Source organism: uncultured Caulobacter sp. (assembly GCF_937900395.1).
Taxonomy (GTDB): domain Bacteria; phylum Pseudomonadota; class Alphaproteobacteria; order Caulobacterales; family Caulobacteraceae; genus Caulobacter.
The window spans coordinates 48,596-61,669 of the sequence record NZ_CALCDX010000013.1 but is presented as its reverse complement, the minus strand read 5'-3'; the positions used below and the strand labels follow the sequence as shown (position 1 = coordinate 61,669).

General features: G+C 68.5%; 10 protein-coding genes. 7 read left to right on the top strand and 3 right to left on the bottom strand.

Annotated elements, in window-relative coordinates:
• Positions 1 to 338: alpha/beta hydrolase (locus tag Q0379_RS00920; protein ID WP_299003208.1), on the top strand; the 338-nt coding region annotated here is incomplete at its 5' end.
• Between the two features lie 146 nt (positions 339 to 484).
• Here the strand turns inward: Q0379_RS00920 and Q0379_RS00915 are convergent.
• Positions 485 to 1,198, bottom strand: a complete 714-nt coding sequence (locus Q0379_RS00915; protein ID WP_299003205.1) for a ribonuclease T — start codon at positions 1,196 to 1,198, stop codon at positions 485 to 487.
• 179 nt (positions 1,199 to 1,377) lie between these two features.
• On the opposite strand from Q0379_RS00915, the gene Q0379_RS00910 reads away from it, so the two are divergent.
• The 4 genes from Q0379_RS00910 (at position 1,378) to Q0379_RS00895 (ending at position 9,063) form a co-directional block, all read left to right on the top strand.
• Positions 1,378 to 3,687: a TonB-dependent siderophore receptor gene (locus Q0379_RS00910; protein ID WP_299003202.1), complete on the top strand. Its 2,310-nt coding sequence runs from the start codon at positions 1,378 to 1,380 to the stop codon at positions 3,685 to 3,687.
• A gap of 150 nt (positions 3,688 to 3,837) precedes the next feature.
• Positions 3,838 to 4,521: a Fe2+-dependent dioxygenase gene (locus Q0379_RS00905; protein ID WP_299003199.1), complete on the top strand. Its 684-nt coding sequence runs from the start codon at positions 3,838 to 3,840 to the stop codon at positions 4,519 to 4,521.
• A gap of 91 nt (positions 4,522 to 4,612) precedes the next feature.
• Positions 4,613 to 7,345: a PAS domain S-box protein gene (locus Q0379_RS00900; protein ID WP_299003196.1), complete on the top strand. Its 2,733-nt coding sequence runs from the start codon at positions 4,613 to 4,615 to the stop codon at positions 7,343 to 7,345.
• A gap of 65 nt (positions 7,346 to 7,410) precedes the next feature.
• Complete coding sequence (locus tag Q0379_RS00895; RefSeq protein ID WP_299003193.1) at positions 7,411 to 9,063, top strand: MFS transporter; 1,653 nt, start codon at positions 7,411 to 7,413, stop codon at positions 9,061 to 9,063.
• On the opposite strand, the gene Q0379_RS00890 is transcribed toward Q0379_RS00895, so the two are convergent.
• Positions 9,060 to 9,956 carry an NAD(P)-dependent oxidoreductase gene (locus Q0379_RS00890; protein WP_299003191.1) on the bottom strand — a complete coding sequence of 299 codons (897 nt, stop codon included), beginning with the start codon at positions 9,954 to 9,956 and terminating at the stop codon, positions 9,060 to 9,062. The two genes, Q0379_RS00895 and Q0379_RS00890, sit on opposite strands and share 4 nt — an antisense overlap.
• A 12-nt stretch (positions 9,957 to 9,968) precedes the next feature.
• On the bottom strand, positions 9,969 to 10,280 hold the full coding sequence (locus tag Q0379_RS00885) for an MliC family protein (RefSeq protein ID WP_299003189.1): 312 nt from the start codon (positions 10,278 to 10,280) through the stop codon (positions 9,969 to 9,971).
• A gap of 152 nt (positions 10,281 to 10,432) precedes the next feature.
• Here Q0379_RS00885 and Q0379_RS00880 point away from each other — a divergent pair, with 152 nt between their 5' ends.
• Positions 10,433 to 10,888, top strand: coding sequence for a (2Fe-2S)-binding protein (locus Q0379_RS00880; RefSeq protein WP_299003187.1), 456 nt, complete (start codon positions 10,433 to 10,435; stop codon positions 10,886 to 10,888).
• Positions 10,885 to 13,059, top strand: a complete 2,175-nt coding sequence (locus Q0379_RS00875) for a xanthine dehydrogenase family protein molybdopterin-binding subunit (RefSeq protein WP_299003184.1) — start codon at positions 10,885 to 10,887, stop codon at positions 13,057 to 13,059. The genes Q0379_RS00880 and Q0379_RS00875 overlap by 4 nt, the downstream gene beginning before the upstream one ends.
• Positions 13,060 to 13,074 lie beyond the last annotated feature (15 nt).

Below are 13,074 nucleotides of genomic sequence, written 5' to 3'. Positions count from 1 at the left end.
CGTTCTACGGCTTCAACCGCGACGGCGCGAAGGTCTCGCCGGCCACGGTCGAGAACTGGTGGCGCCAGGGCATGATGGGCGGCGCCAAGGCCCACTACGACTGCATCACCGCCTTCTCGGAAACGGACTTCACCGAGGACTTGAAGGCCATCGACGTCCCGGTGCTGATCCTGCACGGCGAGGATGACCAGATCGTCCCGATCGCCGACAGCGCCGAACTGGCCATCAAGCTGGTCAAGAACGGCAAGCTGATCACCTATCCCGGCTTCCCGCACGGCATGGCCACCACGGAGGCCGAGACCATCAACCGCGATTTGCTGGCCTTTATCGAGGGGTAACTTCCAGAGTAACCGTCATCCCGCGCTTCATGCGCGGGACCCATGGTTCAGCTTTCACGTGAGAGCGGACTTCCGCCCCGCACTTGCGGCGGAGAAAGGGGTCCCGCGAAAAAGCCGCGGGATGACGGTCCTCCTCGATAGGCGTCCTATCCCCGTTTCGGCGTCACCTTCACGACCGCCATGTCGGGAACGCCATTGCCGCCTCGGCAGGCGGCCCACTTGAACTTCAGGTCCATGCAGACCCAGACTTCGGTCAGCCGGCCGTCCTTGACCCGGACGTTGAGGTCCTCGGGCGCGAGCTTGCGGTTGCGGTCGAGGAAGGCCTTGCGGATTTCGCCCGCCGTCATCACGCCGTCGGCGCCGGGATCGAGATCGGGCACGTTCAGCTTCTCGCGGATCTTGCGGGCCTTCTTGAAATAGGCCTCGGGCGTGTCCCAGTGGCAGGTGCCGTGCGCCTGCCACTCGTGCTGCAGCAACCAGGGCGAGGGCGTCATGCAGAGGTTGGCCTTCACCGTCGCCGGGCTCATGGGCGGGCTGGGACGGCAATAGCGGGGATGGACCTTGTCCGGCCCGTTCGGCCACAGGCCATGCACCGTGAAGCCGAAGCTGTTGGCCTGGCACTGGATGGCCTTGTCGGACTCGGGGATACCGGCGCGGCACGACTCTGGCGACCAGAACAGCGCCAGCAGATAGGCCGCGATCGGCACGTCCGTGTGGATTTCGTTCGGCGGCGGAACTTCGGATGGGGCCGGCGTCACCGTCGCGGGGACCGCGCACGACTTCAGGTCGGAGGCCTGGGCGCCGCTTGCCAGGGCCAGGAATGCGGCGGCGACGACGACGGATTTCATAAGCAGCTCCAAATGAAGGGGCGATAGGAAGCGCGGGCCGTCGCCGCCGTCAAGCAAACCCTGAAGCCGAGGTTTTCGGGTTCCTCAGCGCAACTGCGAACGATTATCATTGCGACTGCGTCTCAAGGTCGCTAATAACGCCTCGCAATTTCAGGAAGGGCGAGTGAGCGCCCTCTGGGGACAAGATCAAGATGCGTAATCCGACCTTCGCCGGCATTGTGAGCCGGCCTCGTCGCGCCCTGGGCGCCGCCGCCGTCGCGGGCCTCGCGGGCCTCGGCCTGGCCCAGACCGCCGCCGCCGCGCCCGACGCCAACGCTCCGATCGCCACCGCGCCCGCGGCGGACAGCACCGAGGTTTCGTCGGTGAAGATCGACGCCAAGCGCGTGGCCGACCCGTCCTCGAGCAAATTCACCGCGCCGCTGCTGGACACGCCGCGCTCGGTGACGGTCATTCCCTCCACGATCATCGAGCAGACCGCCGCGACCTCGCTGCAGGACATCCTGCGCACGTCGCCCGGCATCACCTTCGGCGCGGGCGAGGGCGGCCAGCCGCTGGCCGACCGTCCGTTCATCCGCGGCCAGAGCTCGGGCAACAATGTCTTCGTCGACGGCGTGCGCGACACGGGCGGTCAGACGCGCGAAGTGTTCAACCTTGAACAGGTCGAAGTGATCAAGGGGCCGGACTCGGTCTATAGCGGGCGCGGCTCGGGCGGCGGCAGCATCAACCTGTCGTCCAAGACCCCCAAGGCCGACAGCTTCGTGGGCGGTTCGGCCGCCGCCGGCACGGACCAGTATTACCGCGTCACCGCCGACGGCAACTACGCCTTCGCCAAGAACGCGGCCTTCCGCCTGAACCTGATGGCGACGGGCGGCGACACGCCCGGCCGCGACAGCGTATCCTTCAAGCGCTGGGGCGTGGCCCCTTCGCTGGCCTTGGGCATCGACACCGACACCCAGGCCACGCTGACCTACTATCACCTCGACACCGACCAGGACCCGGACTACGGCATCCCGCTGGCGTCCAAGCGCACGTGGGGCGCGGCCGGCACGGATAGCCGCACGCGGCCGGCCAGCGGCATCCTGGACGTCTCGCGTGAGGCCTATTACGGCCTCGACCGCGATTGGATGAAGACCAAGGCCGACATCGCCACGGTCGCCGTCCGTCACGAGATCAATGAAAACCTTTCGATCCGTCAGGTGGTCCGCTACGGCAAGACGCTGAACGACTATCTGGTCACCAATCCGGGCGACGGCGGCGCGGCGCAGTTCGTGGCTGGCGAGTGGTGGATGAAGCGCGGGACCAAGTCGCGCTGGAACGAGACCACCACCACCGCCTTCGTCACCGACCTGACCGGCAAGTTCGAGCTGGCCGGCCTGAAGAACCGCTTCAACATCGGCGTCGAGCTCTCGCGCGAGGTCAACGACAACGCGACCTACGTGATCTTCACCACGGCGGGCTCGGCCTGCCCGGCCGGCTTCACCGGCGCGGGAACGGGGGACTGCACGCGGCTCTACGCGCCCAATCCGGGCGACGCCTGGACCGGCGTGATCAACCGCGGTCCGCTCTCGACCTCCAAGACCCGCAACGGCTCGATCTACGCCTTCGACACGATCGACCTGACCGACAAGCTGCTGCTGAACATCGGCGTCCGCTACGACGACTATTCGACCCAGGGCGTCAACGCCACGGCCACCAGCGCCAATGGCGTCGTGACGGGCGTGACCTATACGAGCCTGCCCAAGGGCGGCTGGGACTTCGTCAACTACCAGATCGGCCTGAACTACAAGCCGACCCCGTCCAGCAGCCTGTACGTCTCGTACGCCACCTCCTCGACGCCGCCGAACATCGCCGGCGGCGACCAGAACACCGCCGCCACCCCGGCCCAGGTCGTGCTGGATCCCGAGGACACCACCAGCATCGAGGCCGGCGCCAAGTGGAACGTCTTCAACGACAAGCTGGCGCTGTCGGGCGCGGTGTTCCGCACCGAGCGCAAGAACGCCCAGATCGCGCTTAGCGCGACCGAGATCGCCCAGGCCGGCGAAGTGCGTGTGCAGGGCGTCGAGCTCGGCGTCTCGGGCTATGTGACCCGCGCCTGGCAAGTGTTCGGCGGCTATACCTACATGGACAGCGAACTGGTGAAGGGCCCCTACACCAGCGTCAACATCGGCGACCCGCTGGCCAACACGCCGAAGAACACGGTCAGCCTGTTCACGACCTACCGCGTTCTGCCGCAACTCTCGCTTGGCGGCGGTGTCTACTACGTGTCGAAGATGTTCGGCGGCAATCAGGGCGGCGCCGGCGGCGGGACCAACAAGGTCTTCGCGCCTTCGTACACCCGCTACGACGCGTTCGCCTCGTGGAAGCTGAGCGACAAGGCCAACCTGCAGCTCAACGTCCAGAACCTGACGGACGAGCGCTACATCCTGCGCACCAACGGCGTACACCACGCCGATCCGGCGCCGGGTCGCCAGGCGATCCTGACCTTGAACGTGAAGTACTGATCCTCCCCTTGTAGGCGCTTCACTCCAACGCCCCGTCCGGCTTTCGTCGGCCGGGGCGTTTTTCCTTTCGATCCGGGCGATGATCTGATGCGGATCAAGGGAAAGGCCGGCCGATCCAGCTAGGAATGGTTCGCAAATAGGATGTCTCTCATGATGCTGCAGATCCCCGAAGTGCTGACCAAGGCCCAGGTCGCCGAGTGCCGCGCGATCCTCGACGCTGGTCCGTGGGTCGACGGCAACGTGACCTCCGGCTTCCAGGCCGCCATGGCCAAGAACAACGAGCAGCTGCCGCAGGAGAGCGCCGAGGCCAGGCATGTCGGGGCGATCATCGTCCAGGCGCTGGAGGCCAACCCGCTGTTCGTGTCGGCCGCCCTGCCGCACACCATCCTGTCGCCGATGTTCAACCGTTATGGCGAGGGCATGGGCTTCAAGGACCACGTCGACAACTCGATCCGCCGCGATCCGGTGACCGGCCTCAAGCTGCGCACCGACCTCTCGTGCACGCTCTTCCTGGCCGAGCCGGAGGACTATGACGGCGGCGAGCTGGTCGTGAACGACCTCTACGGCGACCACATGGTCAAGCTGGGGGCGGGGGACGCGATCCTCTATCCCAGCACCAGTCTGCATCATGTCACGCCGGTGACCCGCGGCGCGCGAGTCGCCAGCTTCTTCTGGATCCAGAGCCTGGTGCGCGACGACGTTAAGCGCAGCCTGCTGCTGGACATGGACGTCGCCATCCAGCGTTTGTCGCGAAAGACCGGTCAGGACGAGGAGGGGATCCTCTCGCTGACGGGCGTCTATCACAACCTGCTGCGGCAATGGGCCGAGGTCTGATTTTTCCGGGCGACGGTTGCGAGAACATCGGTATCGCGAACCTAAAGTTTACGGTTGCGCCGCACGATCCGCCAAACCTTGCGGAGATTGGATGCCGGAGCCGGCGAACAGAGGGGTGGGTGTCGATACGACCGCTCAAGCGTCCTCGTCCTTTGACGAGGGCGAGGCGGCGCGCTGGTTCTTCGACAACGCCAGCGACCTCTTCGCCATCGTCTCGCCGGAAGGCCGCTTCGTCCGCGTGAACGGCGCCTGGACCACGCTCACCGGCTGGTCCGCCGACGAGCTGGTGGGACGTCCCACCATCAAGTTCGTGCATCCCGACAGCCACGCCGATCTGATCGGCTCCTCGCGTCGCCTGCGCGACGTGGGCTGGGCGATCAACGAGGTCCGCTTCCTCTGCAAGGATGGTCGCGCGGTGTGGCTGCAGGGCCGCTCTCGCCTTGGGCCCAACGGCGAGATGATCGGGCTGATGCACGACGTCTCCAGTGACGTGGAGGCCCGGACCGAGCTGGAGACCGCGCGGCGGACGCGCGAGATGCTGGCCGAGGCCGCCGGGATCGGCGTCTGGACCTATGAGCCCGAAACCGGCCTGGTCGACTGGGCTCCGGATGCTCTGGCCCCGTTGGGCCTCATGCCCGCCGACATCGCCACGACCGCGCTGTTCTTCGAACGGGTCGCGCCCGAGCAGCGCGCCAAGGTGAGCGACGCCTTCAAACGGGCCGTCGCCACGGGCGAGGGCGGAACGATGGAGTACCGGCTGCGAGGGGACCACGGCCGCTGGCTGACCTTCCGCAGCACCTACCGCGCCGAGCCACGCCCGGGCGGCATCTACGCGCTGAAGGGCATCTCGCAGAACATCACCGACGTGGCGCGCAGCCGGGACAAGGCGATCTGGAGCGAACGCCGCGCGCGCCGGTTGATCGAGGACGCGCCGTTCGCGGTCGGCGTTTACGACATCGACATGCGTCTTCGCCTCGTCAGCCCCAAGTTCCTCGAGATCTTCAAGGCCTCCGAGGCGGACGTGATCGGCAAGTCGCTGGACGAACTGACCGGCGGCAGCCGCCGCCGGTTCGTCGCCGGCGTGGCCCGGGCCTTGTCGGGCGAAACCGTGACCCGCCGCGAGGATCGTCTGCTCGACGCCGAGGGCGGCGAGCACTGTCTGCGCTGGGAGGCGCGGCCCTGGCGCGACGTGAACGGCGAGATCGTCGGTGTCATCACCTATATGGACGACGTGACGGCCCTGGCGGCCGCGCGGCGGGAGGCTCGCATCAATGCGCGGCGGCTGAAGGTCGCCCTGGGCGCGGCCCGGGCCGGCGTCTACGAGATCGACCATGAGCGCAAGACCTTTTGGGGCTCGCCCGAGTTCCATCGCATGATGGGTCGTCGGGTGGGATACGAAGACGTGCGCGAGGCCATCTGGCCGATGCTCCACCCCGAAGATCGCGCCAGGCTCTACGCGGCCGCCGCCCAGTGGAAGAGGTCGGGCGACCGCGGCGCCCACGAATACGACGTGCGCCTGTCGCCGTCGGAGGGCGAGACCCGCTGGATCCGCGTCTTCCACGAAGTGAGGCGCGATCCCAGTGGTCGTCCGCGCAAGGCGTTCGGCCTGGTGCTCGACATCGACGAACACAAACGGGCGGAGTTGGCCCTGATGGCCGCCGAGCGCGCCGCCCAGGCGGCCAGCGAGGCCAAGGCGCAGTTCCTGGCCAATATGAGCCATGAGATCCGCACCCCGATGAACGGGGTGCTCGGCGTCCTCCACGTCCTCAAGCGCGAATTGCCCGATGGCGAAAACGCCGAGCTGCTCGGCGAGGCCTTGGCCGCGGGCCAGATGCTGTCGACGCTGCTCGACGACGTGATCGATATCTCCCGTATCGAGGCGGGGCGGCTGGAGCTGAACCGCGAGGCGGTCGATCCGGCCGAGCTGGCGCGCGGCGTCGTGCGTTTGCTGGCCGGACCGGCGTCTGAAAAGGGGCTGCGGCTGGAGCTCGACATCGTCCAGAACCTGGGCTGGATCGAGACGGACGCGACCCGGGTGCGGCAGGCCTTGTTCAACCTGATCGGCAACGCGGTGAAGTTCACCGTGAAGGGCTCCGTCACCGTGCGGGTGCGGCGGTTGGGCGCGCCGACGGACCAGCGGTTGGCATTCGACGTGATCGACACGGGCGTCGGCGTGCCGCTGGCGGCCCAGGGGCGCCTGTTCGACCGGTTCCAGCAGGCCGACGCCAGCACCACCCGTCGCTTCGGCGGGTCAGGCCTTGGTCTGGCGATCAGCCGCAACCTGGCGCGCATGCTGGGCGGCGACATCACCCTGGTTTCGAAGCCGGGCGTCGGTTCGACGTTCAGCCTGACCATCGCCGCGCCGCCGGCGATCGCACCCATCGGGACGGGGGGCGAGACCGAGGACCTGCTGGCGGGGCTGCGCGTGCTGGTGGTCGAGGACAATGCGACGAACCAGCTGGTGGCCCGGCGCATCCTCGAGCAGCTGGGCGCCGCGGTCTCGGTGGCCGATGACGGCGCCGCCGGCGTCGCCGCGGCGCGTGACGGCGCCTTCGACCTGATCCTGATGGACGTGCAGATGCCCGGCATGGACGGGCTGGAGGCGGCGCGCCGAATCCGCGCCTTGCCAGGCGAAGCCGGGCGCGCCCCGATCATCGCCTTGACCGCCAATGTCATGGCCCACCAGCGCGCCGCCTACCAGGCCGCCGGCATGGACGGGGTCGCCGCCAAGCCGATTTCGCCGGCCGCCCTCGTGACCGAGATTCTCCGCTTGTCGAATAATGGATCGCCGGGCGCGAGCGCCAGCCTGGGCGCGCTGGCCTAACGGCGTTCCGCCTCTTTCCCCCGTGGCCTGAAGCACGCTAAAGCAGGAGAAAATCGGGGGAACATATGGCTGACCAGGGTCAGGAACGCGCCTCGATGCGCACCGTGGTGGCGGCGTCTTCGGCCGGCACGGCGTTCGAGTGGTACGACTTCTTCATCTTCGGCAGCCTGGCCCAGGTCATCTCCAAGACGTTCTTCGCCGGGCTCACCGAGACCGCGGGCTATATCGCCGCCCTGGCGTTGTTCGGCGTCGGCTTCGCGTTCCGGCCGTTGGGCGCCCTGGTGTTCGGCAAGATCGGCGACCAGGCGGGGCGCAAGGGCGCGTTCCTGGCCACCGTGCTGCTGATGGGGGGCGCGACCTTCGCCATCGCCTTCCTCCCGACCTACCAGCAGGCGGGGATCATCTCGCCGATCCTGCTGATCATCATGCGTTGCGTGCAGGGCTTCGCCCTGGGCGGCGAATATGGCGGCGCGGCCATCTATGTCGCCGAGCATTCGCCGCCGGATCAGCGCGGTTGGTCGACCTCGTGGGTGCAGACATCGGCGGCGTTCGGCCTGTTCGGCGCCCTGCTGGTCATCCTGGTCACCCGCTGGATTCTCGGCGCTCAAGTCGGACCCGAAGCCTTCGACGCCTGGGGCTGGCGCATTCCATTCGCCGTCTCGATCGGCCTGCTGGGCGTCTCGGTCTGGATGCGAATGAAGCTGACCGAAAGCCCAGCCTTCGAGGCCATGAAGGCGGAAGGCGAACACTCCAAGGCGCCGTACGCCGAGGCGTTCGGCCAGTGGAAGAACCTCAAGCTCGTCCTTCTGGCCTTCTTCGCCATGATGTCGGCGCAGGGGGCGGTCTGGTACACCAGCTTCTTCTACGTCCAGACCTTCATGGAGAAGTTCCTGAAGGTCGATCCCGTCGACATCAACGGCCTGATGATGACGGCCACGGCGATCAGCGCCATCTTTTATGTCGTGTTCGGCTGGCTGTCGGACCGCATCGGCCGCAAGCCCGTGATGCTGGGCGGCATGACCCTGGCGCTGCTGTTCTACTTTCCGGGGTTCCACCTGCTGGAAAAGGCCGCCAATCCGGCCCTTGCGGAGGCCAGCGCCCGCGCGCCCGTCGTGGTGGTCGCCGACCCCCAGGACTGCTCGCTGCAGTTCGATCCCGTGGGCAAGGCGGCCTTCGTGACCGCCTGCGACATCGTCAAGGGCGCGCTGGCCAACGCCGGCGTGTCCTACGTCAACCAGAAGGCTCCGGCCGGGACCGTCGCGACCATGAAGGTCGGCGGCGTCGAGGTGGCGTCGCAAAGCGCCAAGGGGCTGCCGAAAGCCGAGGCCAAGGCCGTGAAGACGGCGGTCGAGGCGAAGATCAAGTCCGCCCTGGCCCAGGCCGGCTATCCCGCCAAGGCCGATCCGGCGCGGATGAACCGGCCGATGATGCTGGCGGTCCTTCTGGTGTTCGTGATCGGCGCCACGGCGTTGTTCGGCCCGCTGGCCGCTTGCCTGGTGGAGCTGTTCCCGACCCGGGTGCGCTACACCGCCCTGTCGCTGCCCTATCACATCGGCACCGGCTGGGTGGGGGGCTTCGTGCCCTTCTTCGCCTTCGCCATCGTCACCGCGGTCGGCGATATCTATGCGGGTCTCTGGTACCCGGTGGCCTTCACCCTGCTCAGCGTCCTGACCACGCTGTTCTTCCTGCCCGAGACCAAGGGACGGTCGCTGGACTAGTCTGCCTGGGCGACGGGCAGGGCCTCCACGGCGACACCCGCGCGCCGCAAGGCTTCCAGCAGGGCGGGCGCTGAGGGCCGCGCGCGCAGCCAGACGACCTGCCGTCCTTCGCGCGCCAACGCCGTCAGGTGATCCGCGTCGGCCTCGCTCGGCGCCAGGCGTTCGACGTCGCGCCGCGCCAGCCTGACCACCTCCGGATCGGCGTCCGGATCGATCACCGCGACATCAGCGGTTCCAAGAGCGCGGATCGCGCGCAGGCTCAGCAGGTCGACGGGCCCCGTCGCGGCAAGGAACTGGACGCCGCCCGCGCGCGTCACGCCCTTGGCCAACGCCTCGCGCAGCAACGCCTCGGCCCGGGCCATGTCGCCGTCCAGGGCCGCCTGGGCCGCCTCGCCGCGCACCGCCGCGCGCAGGAAGGCCCGCCGCTCGTGCAGGACGGGCAGGGCGCGGCGCACCTCGTCCTGGAGGCGGGCCAGCAGAGCGGCGACGCGGCCCATGCCTTCGGGCAGCTGGGCCTCGATGGCGTTGCGCAGCAGGGTCGCCATCACCGGCGCCGAACCGCCCGTGCCGACCGCCGCCACCACCTGTCCCCGATCGATGATGGCGGGGGTGTTGAAATCGCAGAGCGCGGGGCGATCGACCACGTTGAGCAGGGCGCCGGCCGCCCGCGCGGCCTTGACGGCGGCCTGGACGAAGGCCTCGTCGGCGTCGCCCACGAACACCAGGATCGCGCCCTCGTAGGCGGCGGGCGAGAACGCCTCTGGCGCCTGCAGGCGCACGACCGTCGCCGGAGACCCCTCGAACAGACGCGCCTTGGCCTCGGCCGGCTCGCCCGAACCGGCGATCACGACCTTGCGCCCGGCCAGAGGGAAATAGGCGGGAAAGGAGTCCACGCGGTCCTCGAGCTATTGCGCGCTGCAGTCCAGGTAGGGGCCGCCCGGAAAGCCCTTGAGCGTGGCGGCGGGGCCCTTGCCCCAGATTTCCGCCTGTCCGGCCGTATAGCGCGCGCCAGAGCCCGAGCGCGCCAGTTTCAGCGTCCGGGTGATCCCGCCGGCGGTCACCACCACCCGCTTGCCGTCCAGCGCATAGGCGGCCGTGAAGCCTTTGCCCGCCTGGCAGCGATAGCGGATCGGCGCGTCGGTGGCGTCCGGCGCCAGGGTCGCGCAGCCCGCCGCGGTCAGGGACAGCAGGGCGAGAAGGATGAACGCGCGCCGCATGTCGTAGCCTCCGGGTGATCTGGGTCTCGACCATAGCGGGTTTGGGGCGCGACGATCCAGGCGATCGCGATTTACTCTGGTCAAGTCCAATGTGAACGGTGTTAGCTTTCGGCGCGGGCGCGCCGCGTCCGTCTTCGGGGAGGCGAAGGCGCATGGCTGTGACACTGGACATCAATGGCAAGCCGGTGACGGCGCAGGCCGCGCCGGATACGCCGCTTCTGTGGGTCCTGCGCGACGAGCTGGGACTGACCGGAACGAAGTTCGGCTGCGGCATGGCCCAATGCGGCGCCTGTACGGTGCATCTCGACGGTCAGCCGATCCGCTCTTGCGTGACGCCGATCGCCGCCGTCGGCGCCGGCAAGATCACCACCATCGAAGGTCTCGGCGGCGCCCACCCGGTGCAGCAGGCCTGGGTTCGCCACGACGCGCCCCAATGCGGCTACTGCCAGTCCGGCCAGATCATGTCGGCGGTCGCCCTACTGGCCGAGAAGCCCAAGCCCTCGGACGAGGACATCGATAGCGCGATGGCCGGGAACATCTGCCGCTGCGGCGCCTATCAGCGCATCCGCGCCGCGATCAAGGACGTGGCCGAGGGAGGCGTCCGATGAACGCGCCCTTCAAGCCCGAGGCGCCCAGTCGCCGGGACGTTGTCGTGGCCGCCTCGCTGGTCGGCGGCTCGCTGCTGGTCGGCTGCTCGCCGGCCGACCTGATGAGCATGGGCTCCAAGGTCGAGGTCGGCGCCTTTGGCCCGTTCATCAAGATCGCCCCCGACGGCGCGGTGACGGTGATCTCCAAGCACATCGAGTTCGGCCAGGGCAATCACGCGGGCCTCTCGGCCATCGTCGCCGAGGAGCTGGACGCTGACTGGAGCCGCGTGCGGGTCGAGCAGGCCCCGGCCAACGCCAAGCTTTATGCGAACGGCTCCCTGGGCGCCCAGCTGACGGGCGGCTCGTCGGCGATCTCGAACTCGTGGGAGCAGCTTCGCGAGGCTGGTGCGACGGCCCGCGCCATGTTCGTGCAGGCCGCCGGCAATCGCTGGAACGTCCCGGTCGGCGAGATCACCGTCAAGGACAGCGTGCTGACTCACGCCTCTGGCAAGAGCGCGACCTTCGCCGAGCTCTTGGCGGACGCCGCCAAGGTTCCGCCGCCCAAGGACGTCAAGCTGAAGGACCCCAAGGCCTTCACCCTGATCGGCACCGACCGCGTGCGCCGCAAGGACTCCCAGGCCAAGAGCGACGGGACGGCGCGCTACACCCAGGACGTCCATCTGCCGAACATGCTGACCGCCATGGTCGCTCATCCGCCGCGCTTCGGGGCCAAGGTGAAAAGCTTCGACGCAGCCCCGGCCAAGCAGGTTCCGGGCGTGGTCGACGTCTTCCAGATCCCGTCCGGCGTGGCGGTGGTCGCGCAGAACACCTACGCCGCCAAGCTGGGCCGCGAGGCCCTGAACATCACCTGGGACGAGGCGGAGGCGGAAAAACGCGGCTCGGCCGTCATCACCCAGCTGTTCAAGGACATCGCCGCCGGCAAGGACGACTCGGCCAAGTGGGAGGCCTTCGATCAGCGCGGCGACGCTTCGTCCCTGGCCGCGGCCAAGGGCGACGGCGTGTTCGAGGCGACCTACGAATTTCCGTACCTCGCCCACGCCACCATGGAGCCGATGAACTGCGTCGCCTCGGTGGACGGGTCGAAGGTCAGGCTGACGTTCGGCTCGCAGGGCCAGACCCTGGACCAGCTGAACGCGGCCAAGATCGTGGGCTGCCTGCCCGGATCGGTCGAGATCGAGACCCTGTTCGCCGGCGGCTCGTTCGGCCGCCGCGCCAATTTCCAGTCCGACTATGTCGCCGAGTGCGTCCATATCGCCAAGACGGTCGGCGACGGCCGGCCGGTGAAGCTGGTCTGGACGCGGGAGGACGACATGCGGGCCGGCTACTTCCGCCCGATCGTCGTCCACGCGGTCAAGGTCAAGCTGGACAAGGACGGCTATCCGGGCGCCTGGCGCCACCGGATCGTCACCCAGTCGATCATGAAGGGCTCGCCCATGCCGGCGGGCAAGGGGCCGGACCAGACGGCGGTCGAGGGCGCGGCGGGGTCGCCCTATCTGAAGGCCACGCCCGTGGTCGACGCCCAGGTCGCCTGCCCGGACGTCGGCGTGCCGGTGCTGTGGTGGCGTTCGGTGGGCGCGACCCACACGGCCTTCGTCATGGAGCACACGATCGATCAATTGGCGCGCCAGGCCGGCAAGGACCCGATCGACTATCGTCGGACGCTCTATCGCAAGGCCGGCGCGGATCGCCATCTGGCGGTTCTGAACCACGCGGTCGAGAAGGCCGGCCAGGCCGTGACGCCGGGCTGGACGCGCGGCGTCGCCGCGCACGAGAGCTTCGGCTCGGTCGTGGCTCAGGTCGCCGAGGTCAAGGTGGAGAACGGGGTCCCGCGCGTCGGTCGCGTGGTCACCGCCATCGACTGCGGCGTGGCGATCTCGCCCGACCAGATCGCCGCCCAGATGGAAGGCGGGACCTGCTATGGCCTGTCGGCGGCGTTGTTCGGCGAGGTGACCCTGACGGACGGCAAGGTCGACCAGGGCAATTTTGACGGCTACCGCGTGCTGCGGATCAACGAGGCGCCGGCGGTCGAGACCTACATCGTCCCCTCGGGCAATCCGCCCAGCGGCGTGGGCGAGCCGGGCACGCCGGTGATCGGTCCCGCCGTGGCCAACGCCCTTCTCGCGCTCGACCAACGCGCCACCCACCGGCTTCCCCTGATCCGGGGCGCCTGACGGCGCGGCAAGCTG